Source organism: Ralstonia sp. TCR112 (genome assembly GCF_007997035.1).
GTDB classification, from domain to species: domain Bacteria; phylum Pseudomonadota; class Gammaproteobacteria; order Burkholderiales; family Burkholderiaceae; genus Ralstonia; species Ralstonia edaphi.
Map to the genome: position 1 here is coordinate 1 of NZ_VOSS01000020.1, position 20,678 is coordinate 20,678.

18 protein-coding genes, 1 tRNA gene and 1 pseudogene are annotated in these 20,678 nt (G+C 64.5%); 14 read left to right on the forward strand and 6 right to left on the reverse strand.

Features of this window, described 5'->3' with window-relative positions:
• Both FUT88_RS07165 and FUT88_RS07170 read left to right on the forward strand, forming a co-directional pair.
• Positions 1-400 (forward strand): annotated as a pseudogene (locus FUT88_RS07165) (RNA helicase); the annotation flags it as partial.
• Between the two features lie 5 nt (positions 401-405).
• Positions 406-1,440, forward strand: coding sequence for a serine/threonine protein kinase (locus FUT88_RS07170; RefSeq protein ID WP_147214395.1), 1,035 nt, complete (start codon positions 406-408; stop codon positions 1,438-1,440).
• A gap of 33 nt (positions 1,441-1,473) precedes the next feature.
• On the opposite strand, the gene FUT88_RS07175 is transcribed toward FUT88_RS07170, so the two are convergent.
• Complete coding sequence (locus tag FUT88_RS07175; RefSeq protein ID WP_147214396.1) at positions 1,474-2,379, reverse strand: pirin family protein; 906 nt, start codon at positions 2,377-2,379, stop codon at positions 1,474-1,476.
• Positions 2,380-2,528: 149 nt separating this feature from the next.
• Here FUT88_RS07175 and FUT88_RS07180 point away from each other — a divergent pair, with 149 nt between their 5' ends.
• The 3 genes from FUT88_RS07180 to FUT88_RS07190 all read left to right on the forward strand — a co-directional run bounded on the left by FUT88_RS07180 (position 2,529) and on the right by FUT88_RS07190 (position 5,047).
• A complete protein-coding gene (locus FUT88_RS07180; protein ID WP_147214397.1) occupies positions 2,529-3,446 on the forward strand; it encodes a LysR family transcriptional regulator in 918 nt (305 codons plus the stop codon).
• 449 nt (positions 3,447-3,895) lie between these two features.
• Positions 3,896-4,636 (forward strand): response regulator transcription factor, encoded by a 741-nt coding sequence (locus FUT88_RS07185; protein ID WP_147214398.1) that lies wholly within the window; start codon positions 3,896-3,898, stop codon positions 4,634-4,636.
• 78 nt (positions 4,637-4,714) lie between these two features.
• Positions 4,715-5,047 carry a cupin domain-containing protein gene (locus FUT88_RS07190; RefSeq protein WP_147214399.1) on the forward strand — a complete coding sequence of 111 codons (333 nt, stop codon included), beginning with the start codon at positions 4,715-4,717 and terminating at the stop codon, positions 5,045-5,047.
• On the opposite strand, the gene FUT88_RS07195 is transcribed toward FUT88_RS07190, so the two are convergent.
• Together FUT88_RS07195 and FUT88_RS07200 are read right to left on the reverse strand one after the other, a co-directional pair.
• On the reverse strand, positions 5,031-5,606 hold the full coding sequence (locus FUT88_RS07195) for a hypothetical protein (RefSeq protein WP_147214444.1): 576 nt from the start codon (positions 5,604-5,606) through the stop codon (positions 5,031-5,033). The two genes, FUT88_RS07190 and FUT88_RS07195, sit on opposite strands and share 17 nt — an antisense overlap.
• Positions 5,607-5,625: 19 nt before the next feature.
• Positions 5,626-6,834, reverse strand: a complete 1,209-nt coding sequence (locus FUT88_RS07200) for an FAD-dependent oxidoreductase (RefSeq protein WP_147214400.1) — start codon at positions 6,832-6,834, stop codon at positions 5,626-5,628.
• 121 nt (positions 6,835-6,955) lie between these two features.
• Between FUT88_RS07200 and FUT88_RS07205 the strand changes: the two genes are divergently transcribed.
• The 3 genes from FUT88_RS07205 (at position 6,956) to FUT88_RS07215 (ending at position 10,365) form a co-directional block, all read left to right on the forward strand.
• On the forward strand, positions 6,956-7,873 hold the full coding sequence (locus FUT88_RS07205) for a LysR family transcriptional regulator (protein WP_147214401.1): 918 nt from the start codon (positions 6,956-6,958) through the stop codon (positions 7,871-7,873).
• Positions 7,874-8,012: 139 nt separating this feature from the next.
• Positions 8,013-9,347 (forward strand): MFS transporter, encoded by a 1,335-nt coding sequence (locus FUT88_RS07210; protein ID WP_147214402.1) that lies wholly within the window; start codon positions 8,013-8,015, stop codon positions 9,345-9,347.
• Between the two features lie 31 nt (positions 9,348-9,378).
• Positions 9,379-10,365 (forward strand): M14 family metallopeptidase, encoded by a 987-nt coding sequence (locus tag FUT88_RS07215; protein WP_147214403.1) that lies wholly within the window; start codon positions 9,379-9,381, stop codon positions 10,363-10,365.
• On the opposite strand, the gene FUT88_RS07220 is transcribed toward FUT88_RS07215, so the two are convergent.
• Positions 10,362-11,030 (reverse strand): TetR/AcrR family transcriptional regulator, encoded by a 669-nt coding sequence (locus FUT88_RS07220; protein WP_147214404.1) that lies wholly within the window; start codon positions 11,028-11,030, stop codon positions 10,362-10,364. The two genes, FUT88_RS07215 and FUT88_RS07220, sit on opposite strands and share 4 nt — an antisense overlap.
• A 107-nt stretch (positions 11,031-11,137) precedes the next feature.
• Here FUT88_RS07220 and FUT88_RS07225 point away from each other — a divergent pair, with 107 nt between their 5' ends.
• Both FUT88_RS07225 and FUT88_RS07230 read left to right on the forward strand, forming a co-directional pair.
• Positions 11,138-12,688, forward strand: coding sequence for a flavin-containing monooxygenase (locus tag FUT88_RS07225; protein WP_147214405.1), 1,551 nt, complete (start codon positions 11,138-11,140; stop codon positions 12,686-12,688).
• 23 nt (positions 12,689-12,711) lie between these two features.
• Positions 12,712-13,668 (forward strand): alpha/beta fold hydrolase, encoded by a 957-nt coding sequence (locus FUT88_RS07230; RefSeq protein WP_147214406.1) that lies wholly within the window; start codon positions 12,712-12,714, stop codon positions 13,666-13,668.
• 75 nt (positions 13,669-13,743) lie between these two features.
• On the opposite strand, the gene FUT88_RS07235 is transcribed toward FUT88_RS07230, so the two are convergent.
• Both FUT88_RS07235 and FUT88_RS07240 read right to left on the reverse strand, forming a co-directional pair.
• A tRNA-Met gene (locus FUT88_RS07235) sits at positions 13,744-13,820 on the reverse strand.
• 48 nt (positions 13,821-13,868) lie between these two features.
• Positions 13,869-15,572 carry an MFS transporter gene (locus FUT88_RS07240; RefSeq protein WP_147214407.1) on the reverse strand — a complete coding sequence of 568 codons (1,704 nt, stop codon included), beginning with the start codon at positions 15,570-15,572 and terminating at the stop codon, positions 13,869-13,871.
• Positions 15,573-16,096: 524 nt separating this feature from the next.
• Here FUT88_RS07240 and FUT88_RS07245 point away from each other — a divergent pair.
• The 4 genes from FUT88_RS07245 (at position 16,097) to FUT88_RS07260 (ending at position 20,676) form a co-directional block, all read left to right on the forward strand.
• Positions 16,097-16,405: a DUF485 domain-containing protein gene (locus FUT88_RS07245; RefSeq protein WP_147214408.1), complete on the forward strand. Its 309-nt coding sequence runs from the start codon at positions 16,097-16,099 to the stop codon at positions 16,403-16,405.
• Positions 16,402-18,132 (forward strand): cation acetate symporter, encoded by a 1,731-nt coding sequence (locus FUT88_RS07250; protein WP_147214409.1) that lies wholly within the window; start codon positions 16,402-16,404, stop codon positions 18,130-18,132. The genes FUT88_RS07245 and FUT88_RS07250 overlap by 4 nt, the downstream gene beginning before the upstream one ends.
• A gap of 64 nt (positions 18,133-18,196) precedes the next feature.
• Complete coding sequence (locus FUT88_RS07255; protein WP_147214410.1) at positions 18,197-20,023, forward strand: DUF294 nucleotidyltransferase-like domain-containing protein; 1,827 nt, start codon at positions 18,197-18,199, stop codon at positions 20,021-20,023.
• Positions 20,023-20,676: a 3'-5' exonuclease gene (locus FUT88_RS07260; RefSeq protein ID WP_410003872.1), complete on the forward strand. Its 654-nt coding sequence runs from the start codon at positions 20,023-20,025 to the stop codon at positions 20,674-20,676. The genes FUT88_RS07255 and FUT88_RS07260 overlap by 1 nt, the downstream gene beginning before the upstream one ends.
• Positions 20,677-20,678: the final 2 nt, after the last annotated feature.

Consider the following 20,678-nt stretch of genomic DNA (forward strand, 5'->3'; position numbering starts at 1 on the left):
CAGCGGCAACGCTGCCCCGCGCGAGCCGCGTGCTCCGCGTGAGCCTCGCGAACCGCGTCGCGAGTCGAGCGGCAACGGCCAGGGGCAGGGGCAGAATCAAGGCCAAGGCCAGGGTCGTAATGGTGGCGGCAGCCGCCAGCGCCAGGCGCAAGGCCAACGCGACGGTCAAGCTGCGCCCAAACCGCGCAACGGCCAATCGCAAGCGCGCGGCCAGCGACAGGGCAACGGTCAAGGCCAGGGCCAAGGCAATGGCAATGGACAAGGCGGGCAGGGCGGTCAACAACGCCGTGCATCGAACACGCAAGCCGCGCAGCCGGCCCACAAGGGACAGCCGGCCAAGCAGCCGTTCAATGGTTTGTTCGCCAAGGCGGCTGCGTTGCTCGGCGGTCGTAAAGCCTGACGTTCATGCACGACGACGGCCAACCCGCATCAGCTGACGCGCCCTACGACGGCCTGACGCCAGACAGCATCCTCGATGCGCTGGCGGAGGTCGGGCTGATGCCGGACGGCCGCATGTTCGCGCTCAACAGCTACGAAAACCGCGTGTACCAGGTCGGCGTGGAAGACAGCGCGCCGGTGGTGGTCAAGTTCTACCGCCCGGGCCGCTGGACCGACACGCAGATCGTCGAAGAGCACACCTTTACGGCCGAGCTGGCAGCGGCGGAAGTCCCCGTGATCGCGCCGCTGGAAATCGATGGCCGCACGCTGCACGCGTTCGAACGCTGGCACTTCGCGGTCTTCCCGCGCTGCGCGGGCCGCGTGCCCGCCATCGACCAGGACGACACGCTCGAATGGATGGGCCGCTTCCTTGGCCGCATCCATGCCATCGGCGCGCAGCGGCCGTTCATGGCCCGTCCGGCGCTCGACATCGACACCTTCGGCGTGCAATCGCGCGACTGGCTGCTCGAACACGATTTCATTCCGCCCGATTTGTTGCCGGCGTGGCGCAGCGTGGCCGACGCCGCACTCGACGGCGTGCGCCGCTGCTACGACCGCGCGGGCGACGTTTCGCTGCTGCGCCTGCACGGCGATTGCCACGCCTCGAACGTGCTGTGGATTGAAGAGGCCGACGCCAAGCAGGGTGATCCGCTGCGCAGCGCCGGCCCGCATTTCGTCGATTTTGACGACAGCCGTACCGGCCCCGCTGTGCAGGACCTGTGGATGCTGCTCTCGGGGGATCGCGCATCAATGCAATCGCAGCTCGCCAGCCTGCTGGCCGGCTATGAGGACTTCTGCGAATTCGACACGCGCGAGCTGTATCTGGTGGAAGCGCTGCGCACGCTGCGCTTGCTGCACTACAGCGCGTGGTTGGCGCGCCGGTGGAATGATCCGGCGTTTCCTGCCGCGTTTCCGTGGTTCAACACGCAACGCTACTGGCAGGACCGGGTGTTGGAATTGCGCGAGCAGATCGCGCTGTTGGACGAACCGCCGCTCTGGTGACACCGAGCGGCGGTTTTTCTTTGAGGCTAGGGCTTAGGCGAACTTGCCGGCCTGGAAGTCACGCACGGCCTGGAAGATTTCTTCCTGCGTGTTCATCACGAACGGGCCGTATTGCGCGATCGACTCGTTCAGCGGCTTGCCGGCCACCAGCAGCACGCGCGCCTCGGCATCGCCTGCACGGATGACCACACCGTCGCTGCCCTCCGTGTTGGCGAGGATGGCCATCTGCTTGTCTTCCACGCGCTGCAGCCCGGCGTTGCCGGCTGCTTCGGCGTCGCCCACCAGCGCACTGCCACGGAACACATAGACGAACGCGTTGTGTCCGGCCGGCAGCGCCTGCGCAAACGACGCGCCCGCCGGCAGCGTGATGTCGAGGTACAGCGGCTGTGTCGCTTCGCGCGTCATCGCGCCTTGCACACCGTGCGATTCACCGGCGATCACGCGCACGGCCACGCCGTCTTCCGTCGTGAACTCGGGGATCTCGTTCGACGGAATGTCGCGGTACCACGGCGTCGTCATCTTGTCGCGGGCAGGCAGGTTCAGCCACAGCTGGAAGCCTTCCATCACACCGTCTTCCTGTTCCGGCATTTCCGAGTGCACGACGCCGCTACCGGCCGTCATCCATTGCACGCCGCCGTGTTGCAGCAAGCCTTCGTGGCCGGCGCTGTCGCGGTGGCGCATGCGGCCCGCGATCATGTACGTCACCGTTTCAAAGCCGCGGTGCGGATGGTCGGGAAAACCGGCCAGATAGTCGTTCGGGTCGTCACTGCGGAAAGCGTCCAGCATCAGGAACGGATCGAGCCGGCGTTGCAGATTGTTCGTCAGCACGCGAGTGAGCTTCACGCCCGCGCCGTCCGAGGTGGGACGGCCGGTGATGATGCGTTCCACGCGGCGGCCACGTTGCACGAGCTGCACTTGCGGTTGCACGAGGGTTTCCATGTTGTTCTCCTGAAATTCGGCATTTGTCATACGCCGAATGTAGGGTAGTTGCCTCGTTTGCACTAGTCGGTTATTGTGGGAAAAAATGTTGCTTCAGGCGAGACAATAACAATAACGGCCGGCGCGCATCACGATAAGAGGAGGAAACCATGGATCTGAATCAATTGGCGCTGTTCGTGCGCGTGGTCGAAGCGGGGAGCTTCACGGCAGCGGCAACGCGGCTCGATTTGCCGAAATCGTCCGTCAGCCGCGGCATTGCCGCACTTGAGCAGGATTTGAACGTGCGACTGTTACAGCGCACCACGCGCACGCTCCATCTGACGGACGCGGGCCAGAGCCTGTATCAGGTGGCGTCACACGCACTGGAAGACATTGAACGCGCCACGACCTGTGCTGGGGAACTCCAGGACCTGCCGCGCGGCAAGGTCCGGATCACGTCTTCGGAAGACGTCGGCCGTCTGTTGGTAGCCCCGGTGGCGGCGCGCTTCATGCAGCAGTATCCGGAGATCGATCTGGACGTCGTGCTGACGCCGCGCAATGTCGATCTCGTGCAGGAAGGGTTTGACCTTGCTGTCCGCGTGGGGCGCTTGGCCGACAGTTCGCTGGTGGCGCGGTCGCTTGGCGTGTTGCGCATCGGCCTGTTTGCCTCGCCCGATTACCTGCAGCGCCGCGGTGCGCCCGACACAGTGCAAGCGCTGGCCGACCATTGCTGCCTCGATTTTCGCGGTACCGGCCGCGGCGAAACGCAATGGCGCCTCGTCGGCCCCGATGGCCTGAAAACCGTGGCCGTGCGCGCCCGCCTGAATGCCGACAGCCTGATCTACCTGGAAACGTTGATCGCGTCGGGCGCCGGGATCGGTCCGCTGCCGCTGTACGCGAGTGCCGTGGCGCGCGCCAACGCGCCGCTACCGCGCTTGGTGCGCGTGCTGCCCGACTATGCGACCAGCGGAGAACCGATCAACCTCGTCACACCGTCCGCTCGGTTCGTTCCCAAACGCGTCCGCCTGCTGATCGATATGCTGACCGAGTCGATTCGGCGAGAACTCGAAAACGCCGATCCCACCTGAGTATCGCCACCCGGAACGCGGGCGCGTCAAATGTTGTCACGAGTGCTCCGGTCACGCATATCCCACGGCATCATGCGCTTCGCATGTGCGGACCAGTACGTCGACCCTCCTTGACGTCATCCCCCGTAAGCGTCCCAGTGTTTCCCCCCGGTGCACTGCGATGTGTCCGGCACATGCGACCCTTGGGTGTTTCCGATCCCGTCACGTTGTGGGAAGCACCGCCGCCCGGACCTCGTTGTCCGGGCTTTTTTTTGTCCGGATTCCGTGGATATGGCGTCGGGCGGTTCAAGGGTCTTCACAAATTAGGACTCTTCTCATGGTTCGTAGCAAACCCCGCCATGAAAATTGCCGGCACGTAACACATGCAACGGATCGCCGATGGGTTGGGCGCTATCAACGCCAGCTCCAGCCTCCTGGCACGCATGTGCACAATTTCCATGGAGCCCGACATGCGTATCGCCTTGCTCGAAGACGACCCCTTCCAAAGCGAAGTCATCGTCCAGATACTGTCCCAATCGGGGCACGACGTGATGACGTACAACGATGGCGCAACGTTGCTGCGCATGCTCGGCCGTGCCTCGTACGACATGCTGATTCTCGACTGGCACACGCCCGGGATGCTGGGTATCGACGTGCTGAGCGTGGTGCGCAGCCGCCACCGGGAAGTGCTGCCGATCCTGTTCGTCACGGCTGAAGAAGGCGAGAAGAGCCTGGTGCGCGCACTCACGCAAGGCGCCGATGACTACATCGCCAAACCGTTCCGCATCGCTGAACTGCGTGCGCGTGTCGATGCGCTGCTGCGTCGTTCCTATCCGATTCCATATGGCCGCCTGCCGTTCGCGGTGGGGCCGTACCATTTCAGCCCGCAGCGACAGCAGGTCACGTTGCACGGCGAGCGGGTGACGCTGACAGCGATCGAATTCCAACTGGCATTGCTGCTGTTCTCGAACGTGGGCCGCACTCTTTCGCGCGACCACATCTTTGGGCAGGTGTGGGGCCGAAATTCCTCGGAGTACACGCGCACGATCGATAGCCACGTCTCCCGCATCCGCATGAAGCTGAATATCGAACCCGAGAACGAGGTGCGACTGGTTGCGGTGTACAAACACGGTTACCGGGTGGATCACTTGAAGCCGGCCGACGACATCAATGCGCTGTCCGACATGGACGTCGCATCGTACGGGGCCTGACCGGAAGCGGATTGATCTGCGCGGGAGGGGCGTCACGGCAGGAATGCGGGGCGCCCTTTTTTTCGTTCATCGGCTGGTATGCTCGGCACCTCTCATTCTTTGGACGAGGCCGGTGTGCCGCTTGTGAATCTCAATGCAGAGGCCGAAGCGCTGCCGCGCGCATGGTCGTCTCGCGTGCTGGAGCGTTTTGGCGGTGCCAACTTCAAGGTGCTGCGCATGGATGGCACGACGTATCCCGACGAAGTGCACGACTATGCCGAAGGCCTGCTGGTGATCGATGGCGAGTTGCGCCTGCGCATCCACGACCAAGCGGTGACGGTCTCGCGCGGTGAGCTGTACGTGGTGCCTGCCGGCGTGCCGCACAGCGTGGACGCCGGCAGCGCCGGCACGCTGGTCATTCTGGACGTGTAAGCGGGGCGTCGTCTGCCTCCGCAAGCTGCTTGATTCGCTGCAGCATCATCCGGCGGATCAGCCCGCTCGGAATGCGGATCAGCAACCAGTAAGGCGTGAAGCGGCGGCGCGCCTTGGTGCTGCAGCAATGCACGCACGTGCGCGTGGTCAGCAGCGTGCCGGCGCCCTCGGGCTGAGCGGCGAACGTCATGACAAGCTTGGCGACATCGGGGTCGGAGAACGCGCGAAATGCACTGGCTTCCACGCGAATGAGCCCGCCGGCGGCCTCCCAGAAACGGCCCACCAAGCCTACGGCAAATTCCTGATTTCCATCGCGGCCGAGAACCGTGAAATCGTGCAGGCCGAATCCGGCATCGATCCGTCGCGCACTGGGCCTGCCCAGCGCGGCGGCGATGCGCGCCGGGATGGCGCGCAGATGCAGGAATAGCCTGGCCACCGGGAAATCGGTGACATCGAGTTGCGAGACCATGTCGAGCACGCGTGCCGGGCATGCGTTGACGCGTATATGGTGCTGCTCGCTGAATTGATGCTCGGGAAGGAAGGTCTGCAACAGGCTCATGGCGATGGATGGCGTCGTGTCATGCCAGGGGCTTTTCGCTCCCAGCCGTGGAAGCCGCGGCCGGAGCGAATGCGGCATCACGTGCGGGCGGTTCTGCCAGGCTGCGTTTCATCAGCCATGCGACACCGGGCACGCGCAAGCCGGTGGCAAACACCACGTCTCGGATCCAACCGCCGTATTGCGCCTGGAAGCATGGCGTCAGCGCGCGGCTTAGCGTCTGGTAGGCCTGCACGGTGCGCAGACGGCGGGCGTGATAGGCGAGCGCGCCATCGGCGGCGCCATGGGCTTGCACGCAGGCCGCCAGTGCGAGTGCATCTTGCGCGGCCAGCGTGGTCCCCAGGCCGAGTTGCGGGCTCATGGCATGCGCGGCATCGCCGATGACGCAGTAGGGCGGTTTGGCCAACGCGCGCGGCCACGTGTGGCGATAGACGGCAAAAGGCATATCGTCGTGCGAGCCGATCTGCTCGACCATGGGCGCGGCTTGCGGCCACAGGCTCAGCACATGCGCCTTCCACTGTGTGATGTCGGTCTGGCGCCAGGCGTCGACGGCATCGCCGGGCAGGCTCCAGAACATCGACAGGCGCGTGCGGCTGCCATCCACGTCGGTGGGCAGCAGGCCCATCATCTCGCGCGTGCCGCGAAAGCGCTGCTGCAGCACACGCGGGTTCCACCCATCCACCCATCCTTGGAACCACAGCGTGCCCCATCGGTAGGTGCTCGACGGGCCGGCCAGGCCTGCGGGCTCACGCAGCGCAGACGCCGCGCCATCGGCAATCACAAACAGGTCGAAGGTGGATTCGCCCTGCGTGTGCCCGACCCGCGCGCGCGGACCATCATCAAGCAATTGCTGGATCGTGCAACCAAAGTGGAATGCTGCACCGGCATGCACGGCGGCGTCGTACAGCATGGACGACAGCGCGTGCCGCGTGACGGCGCGGCCGGGCGTCTCGGCGTAGTCGATGTCGAGCAGACGCCAGCCGCGATGGCTTATACCGATCAGCCGATCGATCGGCGCGCCGATGCCCTCGAGCTCACGGCCCACGCCGAGCGCCTCCAGCGCGCGGATGCCCTGCGGCTGGATCAGCAGGCCCGCGCCCATGGCGGTCAGCTGCGGGTGCTTTTCGAAGACGTGCACGTCGTGCCCCTGGCGGGCAAACGCGATGGCGGCGGCGAGGCCGGCGTTACCGGCGCCGGCAATGCCGATGGACAGCGGGCGGGATGCGGACATGAAGGCGTGGCGGATCGTTTGCGCAAGATGATAACGATACGGCACGCACGTTAAGGCTGTTCGCGCAGGCTGCGGAGATAATGCGCAGACCTCCCGCCCACCTCACAAGACCGGACGCGCCATGCAGATCAAATGGCTGGAAGACTTCAAGGAACTGGCCAAGACGCGCAGCTTCAGCCGCGCCGCCGAGAACCGCAACGTCACGCACCCCGCATTCGGCCGCCGGATCAAGGCGCTGGAAGAATGGGTGGGCACCGCGCTGGTCGAGCGCAACGAGCACCCGGTCACGCTCACGGCGGCAGGGCGCTTGTTTCTGGATGCAGCGGCCAATGCCGTCGACGGCCTGAACGATGCGCGCTTGCTGCTGAGGGAGGCGCAACTGCCCGTGGCGGTCAAGATCGGCACGGGGCGCACGCTGGCGCGCACGTTTGTCCCCGGGTGGTATGAGACGCTGGCGCGCCAGCGCGGCGTGTTTCCGCTCAGCGTGACGACGGGCGGCACGCAGGAAGGCGTGTTGGCACTTGCCGATGGCACCGTCGATTTGCTGATCGCCTACGCCAGCCCGCAGGCCGATGCGTTGCTCGATCCGCGCAAGTACGACCATTGCCTGCTGGGCAGCGAGACGCTCGTGCCGGTGAGCGCCCCCGACAAGCGCGGCCGCCCGCGCTTCACGCTGCCCGGTTCGGCCGCTGCGCCGCTGCCGTGGCTGGCCTTTGCGCGGGGGCTGACGTTGCGGCAGATGCTGGACAGCCATCTGGCCGCCGCTGATCGCAAGGCGCATCTGCAGCCTGTGTTCCAGGCGGATTTTTACGAAGCGGTGGAAGAGATGGCCTTGCGTGGATTCGGCATGGCGTGGCTGCCGTATCGGCTGGCCAGGCCGCATCTGAACGCGGGTGAACTGCGCCCCGCTGGCGACGACGCCTGGCACATCCACGTCAACATCCGCATGATGCGGGTGCGCAGCAACCAGAGCGTGCTGCTCGACGAGGTGTGGCAACGGGCCGTCGATAACGCCAATGCCCGTACCGATCTCGCCTGAGGCGCATCGCAAAAAGCCCAACCTTGTGCCGAAACGGCACAAACCGCCTCGGCGCGGCACCTAGACTCCTCCGCAACCTTCGCCCGCCAGCGCTGTTCGGCAAAACAGGCGGATCGGCACAGACCACGGGGAGACAACCATGCCAGCCCACACCCTCAACGCGAGCGGCGCAGCAGCACGCGCCGCCGACACCCATCGACATCCCGCGCCCTGGCGCGCCGTGCTGGCTGCCAGCGTCGGCAACGCGCTCGAATACTACGATCTGCTGATCTACGGCTATTTCGCCATCACCATCGGCAAGCTGTTCTTCCCGACGGGCGATGCGTGGAGTTCGCTGATGCTCTCCGTCGGCACGTTCGGCGTGTCGTTCATCATGCGGCCGCTGGGCTCGATGGTGCTTGGCAGCTATGCAGACCGCGTGGGCCGCAAGGCCGCGCTGACGTGGTCGATCCTGCTGATGATGCTGGGCACGGCGATGATCGCGTTCGCGCCGACATACGCATCGATCGGTCTATGGTCGCCGGCCATCGTGATCGTGGCGCGGCTGCTGCAGGGCTTTTCGGCCGGCGGAGAATTCGGATCTGCCACGGCGTTCATGATCGAGCACGCCAACGGCAAGCGCATGGGCTACAACGCGAGCTGGCAGGCCGCCACGCAGGGTCTCGCCACCTTGCTGGCAGCGGGCTTGAGCGCGTGGATCACCTACGCGCTGACCCCGGCACAGGTGGAGTCATGGAGCTGGCGTGTGGCGTTCCTGTTCGGCTTGCTGATCGGGCCGATTGGCGTCTACATCCGCCGCCATACGCCGGAAACGCCGGAGTTCGTGGCCATGCAGGCGGAAGCGCCGGCCGCGCTGCAGGAGCGCTCGCCGCTGCGCGACACGCTCACGCAGGGTTTGCCGGGGCTACTGCTGGGCGCGGGGGTGGTCGTGGCCGTCACCGCATTCAACTACGTGCAGAAGGTCTACATGCCGACCTATGCCATCAATCAACTCCACATCGCGACCAGTGCATCGCTGGTCTGCACGATGATCACGGGCGCGATGCTGATGATCATGGCGCCGGCGTTCGGCCTGCTGGCGGATCGTTTCGGCAGCATCCGCGTGGTGTCGATTGCGATGGTGGTGATTGCGCTGTCGACGTATCCGATGTTTGCCACGCTGGTGGCACAGCCGACGTTCTGGACGCTGCTGGTCATGCAGGCCATCGTTGGTGTATTGCTCGCAGCCATCCTGGCGCCGCTGCCTGCGTTGCTCGCCGACATTTTCCCGACGCGTACACGCGGCACGGGCCTGGCGCTGAGCTACAACCTGTCGGTAACGATCTTCGGCGGGTTCTCGCCGCTGATCGTCACGTGGCTGATCGGTGTCACGCACATCAAGACGTCGCCAAGTTTCTATGTGTTTGCGACCACGCTGATCAGCCTGGCCTCGCTGTGGACGCTGCGCGGGCGCGCTCGTGCGGCTCGCAACTGAACAGACTTCTCGTCACACCGAAGGATTTCGCATGATGACCCTGGAGGCGCTGCGCGCCACGCTCCCGGTCTACCCGATCGAGTTGCGCAAGCCTGATATCCGCCGTTGGAAAACCGGCACGCACGGCATCGATTACGTCCATACGTTCGACAGCGGAATGCCCGGCCCGCACGTCATGATCAACGCGCTCACGCACGGCAACGAGCTGTGCGGTGCGATTGCCGTGGATGCGCTGCTGGCTGCCGGCGTGTGTCCGGCACGTGGCAGGCTCACGCTGTCATTCGCCAACGTCGAGGCGTATGAGCGCTTCGATATCAACGACCCGGATGCCACGCGCTTCATCGATGAAGACCTCAACCGCGTGTGGTCTGCGGACAAGCTGGATGGCCCGGGCAACACGCTGGAACTGCGCCGCGCGCGCGAGTTGCGCCCGGTGATCGACACGGTGGATTACCTGCTCGATATCCACTCGATGCATGAGAAGGCCGAGCCGCTGATGCTGACCGGTCCGCATGCCAAAGGCGTCGCATTGGGCCGCCAGGTCGGTGCGCCTACGCATCTGATGATCGATGCCGGCCATGCTGCCGGCCGCCGCCTGCGCGACTACGGCGGCTTTGGCGATGCCGCCAGTACGAAGAACGCGCTGCTGATCGAATGCGGTCAGCACTTCGAGCGCGTGAGCCGCGATGTGGCGCTGGATGCGTGCGCGCGCTTCCTGGTGGCGCTGGGCACCGTCGATGCATCTACGGTATCGGAATGGCTGGGCATGGCGCCTGCGCTGGACGTGCGCTGCATTCGCGTGACGGATCCGGTCGTCGCCAACTCCACGGCGTTCCGCTTTGTGGACGACTATCGCGGCATGGAAACCATCGCGCGCGCCGGCACCGTCATCGCCACCGATGGCGAATCGAACATCGTCACGCCATACGACAACTGCGTGCTGCTGCAGCCGTCGCTGCGGCATCTGGCGCCCGGCGTGACCGTGGTCCGGCTCGGCAAACCGGAAGGCGGGGCTTAAGCGCCGAGCATGGCGCGCAACGTGCCGAGCACGACCTGGCGGCAGTTGCGCACCATCTTCTCTTCGGGGTCTCGATAGCCGGTCAGAAGCCACGCTGCACCGACGTTGGTCAGGGCGCCCACCAGGGCCAGGCCGATGATGCGTTGGTCGGCGCGCAGCTCGGCGTCGTCGTCATCCGGGGCGCCGGGCAGTTGGGCATTCGCCATGATCTGCTTGCCAAACTCCAGCAGGTTGCGCTGGTAGGTCGCGTCCGTTTCCGGGCTCACGCCCATCACTTCGAGCAGCAGCACGCGCGCCGCGCAGGGGTCACGCAAGAACGCGAAAAACGCGTGCAGGCCGGCGTCGACACGTGCCTCCAGCGTGTTGCTAACAGCGGCGGTGGCGTCCGACACCTGTGCGCGCAAGTCTTCGGCATGCTGCTGGTAGGTCGCACGCAGCAGGGCTTCGGTACTGTCGAACGCGGCGTAGAAATACCGATCATTGAGCTTCGCTTCCTGGCAGATCGCGCGCACGGTGGCCTTGCGAAAGCCCACCGTGCCGAAGACCCGCGTGCCAGCGCGGATCAACGCATCGCGGCGCTCTGCTGCGCGTGCCTCCGGCGGCACACCGCCGTACGGGCGGCCTTTTCTGGCGGGTGCGTCGGCTGTTTCAAGTGTTTTCTCCATTTCGCTATTTGACGTCAGGACGCCCGAAAATTAAAGTGGTGACGAATCACACCACATTTAAGACGAAATTTGCCACGCCCGCAGCCGGGTCGCGAACAGGAGACCGCATGGACACGACGATGAAGCACAGCGCCAGCCGGACCGCGCCCCGCAACCGGGCAGCCGCGCCGGATACCGACCTCGACGTGCTCATCGTCGGCGCGGGCCTTTCGGGCATTGGCGCGGCGTATCACCTGCGCGAGCGCTGCCCGTCGGCGCGTTTCACCATCCTCGAAGGGCGCGAAACCATCGGCGGCACATGGGACTTGTTCCGCTATCCGGGCATCCGCTCGGACTCCGACATGTTCACGCTCGGCTACAGCTTCCGGCCGTGGCACAGCAGCAAGGCCATCTCTGACGGCCAGACGATTCTCGATTACATCCGCGACACCGCGCGCGTGTTCGGCATCGACAAGTCGATCCGTTTCCGCCACAAGGTGACGGGCGCGAGCTGGGATTCCACCGCCGCGCGCTGGACCGTGCAGGCGCTGCGCAGCGATGGCACGCGCGAGGAGCCGGTGCAGTTCACCTGCAAGTTCCTCTACATGTGCAGCGGCTACTACGATTACGAAGAGGGCCACGCGCCGACGTGGCCCGAAATGGACACGTTCCAGGGCCGCATCGTCCATCCGCAGCACTGGCCGAACGATCTGTCGTACGCGGGCAAGCGCGTGGTGGTGATCGGCAGCGGCGCCACGGCCGTCACGCTGGTGCCCGCGATGGCCGGCACCGCGCAGCACGTGACGATGCTGCAGCGCTCGCCCACGTACATCGTGTCGCGGCCGGAGCAGGATGCCGTGGCCAACACGTTGCGCCGCTGGCTGCCGTCGGGCCTCGCTCACCGGCTGGTGCGTACGAAGAACGTGCTGCTGACGATGTACTTCTATAGCCTCGCGCGTCGCAAGCCCAAGGCATTCAAAGACTTCATCATCCGCATGGCCGGCAAGCAGATCGGTCCCGGCTTCGACGTGCGCAAACACCTGACCCCGCGCTACAACCCGTGGGACCAGCGCCTGTGTCTCGTGCCGGATGGCGATCTGTTCAAGACGATTCGCGCGGGCAAGGCGTCGATTGCGACGGACGAAATCGCACGCTTCACGCCGACCGGTCTGCAGCTCAAGAGCGGTGAACATCTCGACGCCGACGTGATCGTCACGGCCACGGGGCTCAAGCTGAAGGTGCTGGGCGGCGCGGCCATCACCGTCGACGGGCGTGCCGTGAATCTGGCCGAGACAGTGTCGTACAAGGGCATGATGTACAGCGGCGTGCCGAACCTGGCGTCGTCGTTCGGCTATACGAATGCGTCGTGGACGTTGAAGGCCGAGCTGATTGCGCAATACGTCTGCAGGCTGCTCAACCACATGCAGGCCAACGGTTTCGATACCTGCGTGCCGCGTCTTGATGACGAAGCCATGAGCCGCGAGCCCGCCGTCGATCTGACCTCTGGCTACATCCAACGCGCGGCGGCCATCCTGCCCAAACAGGGTGACAAGCAGCCGTGGAAGTCGTATCAGAACTACGCGCGCGATCTGATGATGCTGAAGTTCGGCACACTGGCCGACAGCGCCATGCAGTTCGAGCGTCGCGCTCAGCCGATCGGCGCGGCGCAGCCCGCCTAACCGCCTCCCGCTTTGGGGACACTATGACCAGCATCGTTCTTGGCGTCATCGCGCTTGCCATCCTGGCGCCTGTTGCGTTCACGTTTTTCATCGCTCGCCGCGTCACCAAGGGGTTTCCGCCCGAAGGCAAGTTCCTCGATGTCGGCGCAGATCGCGTGCATTACACCGATCGGGGCAAGGGGCCGGCCATCGTGTTCGTGCATGGCCTGTGCGGGAATCTGCGCAACTTTGCCTACCTGGATATGGAACGGCTGGCGCGCTCACACCGCGTGATCGTGATCGACCGACCGGGGGCAGGGCGATCCGTGCGCGGCGCCGATTCGCCGGCCAATATTTACGCGCAGGCGCGCATGGTCGCGCAGTGCATCGAGAAGCTTGGGCTCGACAAGCCCGTGCTGGTGGGGCATTCGCTTGGCGGGGCGATTTCACTGGCGGTCGGGCTGAACCATCCGCAAGTCATTCGCCGGCTCGCGTTGATTGCGCCGCTCACGCATGCAGAGAGCGCGCCTCCGGGTGCGTTCGGGGGCCTGGTGTTGCCGTCGCCGCTGGTGCGCAGGCTGGTGTCATGGACGCTGGCGATCCCCCTGTCGATCATCAACTCCCGCAAGGCCATCGCAGCGGTGTTCGCGCCCGAGGCCATGCCGAAGGATTTCCCGTTCAAGGGCGGCGGTCTGCTGGGGCTGCGTCCGCACGTGTTCTATGCGGCATCGTCGGATCTGGTCGCCGCCCCGGAAGATCTGCCCGACATGGAGCGCCGTTATGCATCGATGACGGTGCCTGTCGACGTGTTGTACGGCCGCGGAGACCGCATCCTCAACGTCAAGCGCCAGGGCGAAGCGCTCAAGCAGAAGCTGGATCGTGTGAACCTGCGCATCATCGACGGCGGCCATATGCTGCCCGTGACGCAGCCGGCGTTGACGACGGATTGGGTGTTGGCGGTGGCCGCCGAGGCGCCTGTGCAAGCCAGGGCGCTTGCGTAATGTGATGACCCTGGCGGCTGCCAGGGCTGCAGCAGAAAAGCAAAAAGCCCTGCCGAAGCAGGGCTTTTTGGTATTTGGTGGCGAATCAGGGACTCGAACCCCGGACCTGCGGATTATGATTCCGTCGCTCTAACCGACTGAGCTAATTCGCCGAAGAAGCGGGATTCTACCGTCTTCGGCGAATATGTCAACCCCCTGCGTCAGTCGTTGCGATAAATATCCACATCCTTGGTCTCGCGCACGAACAGCACACCGATCACGAAGGTGATGGCCGCGATCCAGATCGGGTACCACAGACCATGGTAGATATTGCCGTTCTGGGCTACCAGGGCGAACGAGATGGTCGGCAGCAGGCCCCCGAACCAGCCGTTGCCGATGTGATACGGCAGCGACATCGACGAGTACCGGATGCGCGTCGGGAACATCTCCACCAGCATCGCCGCGATCGGGCCGTAGACCATGGTCACGTAGATCACCAGGATCACCAGGATCACCAGCACCATGACCGTGTTCATCTGGGCGGGATCGGCCTTGGCGGGGTAGTTGGCCGCCTTGAGCGACTCGCTCACCTGCTTCTTGAAGTCGGCGATCTTCGTCTTGCTGTCGGCGTCGAAACTCTGACCGTCCGGCGTACGGGTGGCGTTGAGCGAGCTGATCTGCTTACCCGCGATCGACACCGAGGCCACCGTGCCGGCCGGGCCTTCGACCGTCTCGTAGCTGGCCGACGCCTGCGCCAGCGTACGCTTGGCGATGTCGCACGACGAGCGGAAGTCCACCTCGCGGGCGATCGGGCTGCCCTGGAACGAGCACTCCTTCGGATCGACCGTGATGGTGATCTGCGCGGTCTGCTGGGCACGCTCCAGCGCCGGGTTGGCGTAGTGCGTGAGCGCCTTGAACAGCGGGAAGTAGGTCAGCACCGCCAGCAGGCAGCCGGCCATGATGATCTTCTTGCGGCCGATGCGGTCCGACAGCGACCCGAAGAACACGAAGAACGGCGTGCCGATGGCAAGCGCCACGGCAATCAGCACGTTGGCCGTGAAGGCGTCGACCTTCAGCACCTGCGTGAGGAAGAACAGCGCGTAGAACTGGCCCGTGTACCAGACCACAGCCTGGCCGGCGGTCAGGCCGATCAGCGCCAGGATCACGATCTTCAGGTTGCGCCATTGGCCGAACGCTTCCGTCAGCGGGGCCTTGGAGGTCTTGCCCTCGGCCTTCATCTTCTGGAATGCCGGCGATTCGCTCATCGACAGGCGGATGTACACCGACGTGGCGAGCAGCAGGATCGAGACCAGGAACGGGATACGCCAGCCCCAGTCGTCGAACGCCTTGCCGGTCAGTTCGCGCACGGCCAGGATGACGACCAGCGAGAGGAACAAGCCCAGCGTGGCCGTCGTCTGGATCCATGACGTGTACGCGCCGCGGCGGCCGTGCGGGGCATGCTCGGCGACATACGTGGCAGCGCCGCCGTACTCGCCGCCCAGCGCCAGACCTTGCAGCATGCGCAGCGCGATCAGGATGATCGGCGCGGTGACGCCAATCGTGCCGTATGACGGAAGCAGGCCGACGATGAACGTCGACGTACCCATGATGACGATGGTGACCAGGAACGTGTACTTGCGCCCGATCATGTCGCCCAGACGGCCGAACACCAGCGCGCCGAACGGGCGTACCAGGAAGCCAGCGGCAAACGCCAGCAACGCAAAGATGAAGCCCGCCGTGGGGTCCAGGCCCGAGAAGAACTGCTTGGCGATGATGGCCGCCAACGAGCCGTAGAGATAGAAGTCGTACCACTCGAACACCGTCCCCAGCGACGAGGCGAAGATGACCTTCTTCTCCTCCTTCGTCATGGGCGCGGGCTGCACGCGCCCGGCGGGCGCGTTCGGTGCACTTTGCACGGTTGCCATGTTGTCTCCTGTTTTTGTCGTAGGTCGTCCCGCTGGGCACTGACATGACAACGCAAACGCTTTTCGCCCGCGGAAGTGTCAAGGATTGTGGGAGCCGAAACTTACGGCGTTCTGACAGGCATGTGCCTTTCGATGCACGCGAGGGGCGGTTCCGATCTCAAAGAAATCAAGCACTTGGGCTTGCGGCGTGGACTGCTGGTGCTGCGATCTGCCCCCTTGCCGGAATGCGTGCGCTGCATCATCGAACACCAGGCCGGCGGTGCTTCGCCAGACGGCATGCGCACCTACTGCGAATGTGCAAACGCACAAGATGGGGGGCGATCGCCAACCTCGCTTCGGGCGATCCGAGCGGCCGCGCCGCCCGTTTTCCACTGGATGTCGTCTGCGGTTTCTTACGTTGTTTTGCAGCGCTAGGGAAAACCACTATCGCAGTAAACCGCCGCCGACGGCGTGAGTAAGAGTTCAGTCAGTTTCGCTATCCAGAATCGCCGCACACATTCCAAGAGCAAACCAGGAGACAGGCGATGCAGGATGGATTGGTAGGAAAAATCGAGGCGCATCCGAAATATGCGCAGCTCAAACAGCGGCGCAACAAGCTAGGCCTCGTTCTGACAGTGCTGATGCTGGCCGTGTACTACGGCTACATCGCGCTGATCGCATTCGATAAGCCGTTTCTCGCCAAGCCCGTGGGCACAGGCGTGATGAGCGTGGGCGTGCCCGTCGGTATGGCGGTGATCATCTTCACCGTCGTCATTACCGGCATCTACGTACGCCGGGCCAACAGCGAATACGATCAACTGACGCAGGACATCCTGAAGGACGTCGCCAAATGAAGAAGATGCTTTCGATCCTGCTGGTGGCGTTGCTGGCCGCTGGCGCCTGCGGAGCCGCTCTGGCTGCCGGCGGCGATGTCGGACAGACCGCCAAGCAGGAAACCAACACCACTGCCATCGTGCTGTTCGCATTGTTTGTGGCCGGCACGCTTTGGATCACGAAGTGGGCTGCCAAGCGTACGCGCTCTGCGGCAGATTTCTACACGGCCGGGGGCGGCATCACCGGCTTCCAGAATGGCCTGGCCATCTCGGGCGACTACATGTCGGCAGCGTCCTTCCTGGGCATTTCCGCCGCCGTGATGACTTCCGGGTATGACGGCCTGATCTACTCCATCGGCTTCCTGGTCGGCTGGCCGATCATCACGTTCCTGATGGCAGAGCGGCTGCGCAACCTCGGCAAGTTCACCTTTGCAGACGTGGCCGGCTACCGGTTCGAGCAAGGCCCCATCCGCAGCTTTGCCGCCGTGGGCACGCTGGTGGTGGTGGCGTTCTACCTGATCGCTCAGATGGTGGGTGCAGGCCAGCTCATCAAGCTGCTGTTCGGGCTGGATTACTGGATCGCGGTGGTCATCGTCGGCGCGTTGATGATGGTCTACGTGCTCTTCGGCGGCATGACTGCAACCACCTGGGTGCAGATCATCAAGGCGTGCCTGCTGCTGGCCGGCGTGACGTTCATGGCCATCATGGTGCTGGCGCAGTACGGTTTCAGCCTGGAGGCGCTGTTCGCCAAGGCCGTGCAGGTCAAGACGGCCATTGCAGCCAACGCAGGCAAATCGCCTGACGAGGCCGCCAAGATCGGTCTGTCGGTGATGGCGCCGGGTGGCTTCATCAAGGACCCGATCTCGGCCATCTCGTTCGGCATGGCGCTGATGTTCGGCACCGCCGGTCTGCCGCACATCCTGATGCGTTTCTTCACGGTGCCCGATGCCAAGGAAGCGCGCAAATCAGTCTTCTGGGCGACCACCTGGATCGGCTACTTCTACATCCTGATCTTCATCATCGGCTTTGGTGCGATCACGCTGGTCCTGACGAACCCGGAACTGTCCGACGTGGCCAAGGGCGTCATCAAGGGCGGTGCGGGCACGGCCAACATGGCTGCTGTGCTGGTGGCCAAGACGGTGGGCGGCGATGTGTTCTACGGTTTCATCTCGGCCGTGGCCTTTGCAACGATTCTGGCGGTGGTGGCGGGGCTCACGCTGTCGGGTGCGTCGGCGGTGTCGCATGATCTCTACGCCACGGTCTTCAAGCATGGCAAGGCCAACAGCGCAGATGAGCTGCGGGTGTCGCGCATCACCACGTTGGTGCTGGGCGTGATCGCCGTGCTGCTGGGCATCGCGTTTGAGAAGCAGAACATCGCGTTCATGGTGTCGCTGGCGTTTGCGGTGGCGGCGTCGGCCAACTTCCCGGTGCTGTTCCTCTCGATGCTGTGGAAGGGCTGCACCACGCGTGGAGCCGTTATCGGCGGGTTCCTGGGGTTGATCTCGTCGGTGGGTCTGACGATCGTGTCGCCATCGGTGTGGGAAGCCACGCTCGGCTATCCGAAGGGTTCGGCGTGGTTCCCGTACACGTCGCCGGCGCTGTTCTCGATGACGATCGGCTTCGTCGGCGTGTGGCTGTTCTCGGTGCTGGACAGCAGTGTTCGCGCCAAGAACGAGAAGGCGTCGTTTGCCGCGCAGCAGGTTCGCTCGGAAACGGGCCTCGGTGCGGCTGGCGCATCGGGCCACTGATCGGCAACTGCTCACGCTGATCGGAGGCGGGCGACGCATCGCATCGCCCGCCTCCAAGGCAACCATGCCCAGCGCTTTCAGCTTCGCCGTCTGGCCGTTCGACTGCCTGAACCAGGACGAGCAGCGCCTGGTGCGCGAAGCCGTCGACATCGGCTACTACCCGGAAGGGCAGACCATTCTCGATACGGGTGTTGCACCGCTGCACCTGTTCCTGATCATCAAAGGCCACGTCGCCCAGTACGACGGCGACGAGCTCATCGCCACCTATGGCCCCGACGATTGCTTTGACGGCCGAGCGCTGGTGGCCGGCAAGGCGAGCAGCCGCTTCGTTGCTGCTGAAGAAGTCGTCGTCTATCAGGTTGCGCGGCAGGCCGTGCGTGACCTCATTGCCGCCAACGCCACTTTTGGCGCGCTGCTGTTCTCCGATCTGGGCAGCAAGCTCAGCGCCATTGCGCAGCGGCAAAGCATGGAAACGATGCAGTCGCTGGCCGTCTCGCACGTCAGCGACGCCTTCATCCGGCCCGCCCATTTTGTTGACGCCGACACGGACGTGGTGTCCGTGGTCAAGCTGTTCCAGGCACATAACACTTCCAACGTGCTGGTGCGTGATGGCACCAGCAGCCCACCGCGCGTGGGCATCTTCACACGCAGCTCCTTGCAGCGCGCCGTCCTGCAGGGCACACCGCTGGATCGTCTGCCGGTGGGGCAGATGAGCCAGTTCTCGCTCATCACCGTGCCCGCCTCCGCACAGATCGGCGACGCCCTGACGCTGATGCTGCGCCACCGCGTTCACCGCCTGGTCGTCACGCAGGGGGACGATATTCTGGGTCTGCTTGAATCGCTGGATGTGTTCAGCTTCCTGGCCAATCATTCGTATCTGCTGACCGTGCAGATCAACCTGGCGCAGGATCTAGACGCGCTCGCGCAGGTGGCCGCGCAGATCACGCGGATGGTCGCGCTGCTCACGCGTGGCGGCTCACGCATTGACCACGTTGCCAGCCTCGTACGCGAAATCAACGCGCGCCTGTTTGAGCGTGCCTGGCAGATGATCGCGCCACCGGAACTGGTGGAAAACAGTTGCCTGTTCGTCATGGGCAGCGAGGGGCGTGGCGAGCAACTGCTCAAGACCGATCAGGACAACGCGCTGGTGCTGCGCGATGGCTATGTGCCTCCGGGTGATCTGCAGCACATCGTCACGCGCTTCTCCGACGCGCTGGCCGCGTTCGGCTACCCGCCTTGCCCCGGCGGCATCATGCTCAGCCGGCCTGAGTGGTGCATGAACGCAAGCGACTTTGCGCGGCGCATTCGCGAATGGCTGATCCTGCCAAGCCCCGAGGGCTTGATGCATCTGGCCATCTTCTTCGATGCCCATGCGGTGTGCGGCGATGCCGCGTTGCTCAAACAACTGCGACGGACGTTGCTGGAACTGACGATCGACAACGACGCCGTTCTGGGCCGCTTTGCCGCTGCTGTTGAAGCCTTCAGTTCCGCGCCGGGCTGGCGCGATCGCCTGCTGGGGTTTGCCGATCCCGATCCGGTCATCGACGTGAAGAAGGAGGGCATCTTCCCGATCGTCCACGGCGTGCGCAGCCTTGCACTCGCCCACCAGATACTCGACGAGACCGGCACCGTGCCGCGCCTGGACGCGCTTGTGCGTGCCGAGGCCCTCGATGCGCAGATGGCTGGCGAGCTGGCCGAGAGCCTGCACTTCCTGATGACGCTGCGGCTCAAGGCCGGGCTCGCGGAGCTCGAGGCGCGTCAACCGCTGTCGTGCGACGTGCATCTGGCGCGCCTGTCGTCGCTGGAGCGTGACCTGCTCAAGGACGCGCTGGGCGCGGTCAAACGGTTCAAGGCGCTGCTGCGGCAACGCTGGCGGACGGAGTGGATGTGATCATCGGCGGCGGTTTTTCTGCCTGGCTGCAGGCACTGCGCAAGCGGCGCCTGCTGCGCAGGTTGCGCGATCCGGCGTTCCGCTTCCTGTTCGACGCTCCGCCCTTAGACGAGTGGATCGCGCTCGATTGCGAGACCACCGGCCTGAACGTGCGCACCGACGAAATCATCTCCATCGGCGCCGTCCGTATTGTCGGCAATCGCATCCTGACCAGCGAATGCCTGGAGTTGCTGATCCGCCCGCAAGGCGAGATGCGCCCCGAAAGCATCTGCGTGCATCGTCTGCGCAATCGCGACCTGGACAGCGGTGTGTCGATCGAGCAGGCCGTCCACACACTGCTGCATTTCATCGGCAGCAGGCCTTTGGTGGGCTACTACCTTGAGTTCGATGTGGCGATGCTCAATCGGGTGGTGATGCCTATGCTTGGCATCGGTCTGCCGCAGCCCAAGATTGAAGTCTCCGCCTTGTATTACGACCATCAGTTTCGCCAGCTGCCGCCGTATCGGCAGCAGGGCGATCCCGATCTGGACCTGCGCTTCGCCACCGTCATGAAGGAACTGGATTTGCCGACGTGGGACGCGCACGAGGCGCTCAACGACGCGGTAATGGCCGCGTTGGCCTTTGTGAAGCTGCGCCACTTGGGGGCGGCATAACG

What these genes read in the sequence shown, in the direction of transcription:
- FUT88_RS07175 (WP_147214396.1), bottom strand. Translation starts at nt 2,379, where the DNA reads ATGGAAACCCTCGTGCAACCGCAAGTGCAGCTCGTGCAACGTGGCCGC.
- FUT88_RS07195 (WP_147214444.1), bottom strand. Translation starts at nt 5,606, where the DNA reads ATGAGCCTGTTGCAGACCTTCCTTCCCGAGCATCAATTCAGCGAGCAG.
- FUT88_RS07170 (WP_147214395.1), top strand. Translation starts at nt 406, where the DNA reads ATGCACGACGACGGCCAACCCGCATCAGCTGACGCGCCCTACGACGGC.
- FUT88_RS07185 (WP_147214398.1), top strand. Translation starts at nt 3,896, where the DNA reads ATGCGTATCGCCTTGCTCGAAGACGACCCCTTCCAAAGCGAAGTCATC.
- FUT88_RS07215 (WP_147214403.1), top strand. Translation starts at nt 9,379, where the DNA reads ATGATGACCCTGGAGGCGCTGCGCGCCACGCTCCCGGTCTACCCGATC.
- FUT88_RS07205 (WP_147214401.1), top strand. Translation starts at nt 6,956, where the DNA reads ATGCAGATCAAATGGCTGGAAGACTTCAAGGAACTGGCCAAGACGCGC.
- FUT88_RS07210 (WP_147214402.1), top strand. Translation starts at nt 8,013, where the DNA reads ATGCCAGCCCACACCCTCAACGCGAGCGGCGCAGCAGCACGCGCCGCC.
- FUT88_RS07200 (WP_147214400.1), bottom strand. Translation starts at nt 6,834, where the DNA reads ATGTCCGCATCCCGCCCGCTGTCCATCGGCATTGCCGGCGCCGGTAAC.
- FUT88_RS07230 (WP_147214406.1), top strand. Translation starts at nt 12,712, where the DNA reads ATGACCAGCATCGTTCTTGGCGTCATCGCGCTTGCCATCCTGGCGCCT.
- FUT88_RS07240 (WP_147214407.1), bottom strand. Translation starts at nt 15,572, where the DNA reads ATGGCAACCGTGCAAAGTGCACCGAACGCGCCCGCCGGGCGCGTGCAG.
- FUT88_RS07220 (WP_147214404.1), bottom strand. Translation starts at nt 11,030, where the DNA reads ATGGAGAAAACACTTGAAACAGCCGACGCACCCGCCAGAAAAGGCCGC.
- FUT88_RS07245 (WP_147214408.1), top strand. Translation starts at nt 16,097, where the DNA reads ATGCAGGATGGATTGGTAGGAAAAATCGAGGCGCATCCGAAATATGCG.
- FUT88_RS07225 (WP_147214405.1), top strand. Translation starts at nt 11,138, where the DNA reads ATGGACACGACGATGAAGCACAGCGCCAGCCGGACCGCGCCCCGCAAC.
- FUT88_RS07250 (WP_147214409.1), top strand. Translation starts at nt 16,402, where the DNA reads ATGAAGAAGATGCTTTCGATCCTGCTGGTGGCGTTGCTGGCCGCTGGC.
- FUT88_RS07255 (WP_147214410.1), top strand. Translation starts at nt 18,197, where the DNA reads ATGCCCAGCGCTTTCAGCTTCGCCGTCTGGCCGTTCGACTGCCTGAAC.
- FUT88_RS07190 (WP_147214399.1), top strand. Translation starts at nt 4,715, where the DNA reads ATGCTCGGCACCTCTCATTCTTTGGACGAGGCCGGTGTGCCGCTTGTG.
- FUT88_RS07180 (WP_147214397.1), top strand. Translation starts at nt 2,529, where the DNA reads ATGGATCTGAATCAATTGGCGCTGTTCGTGCGCGTGGTCGAAGCGGGG.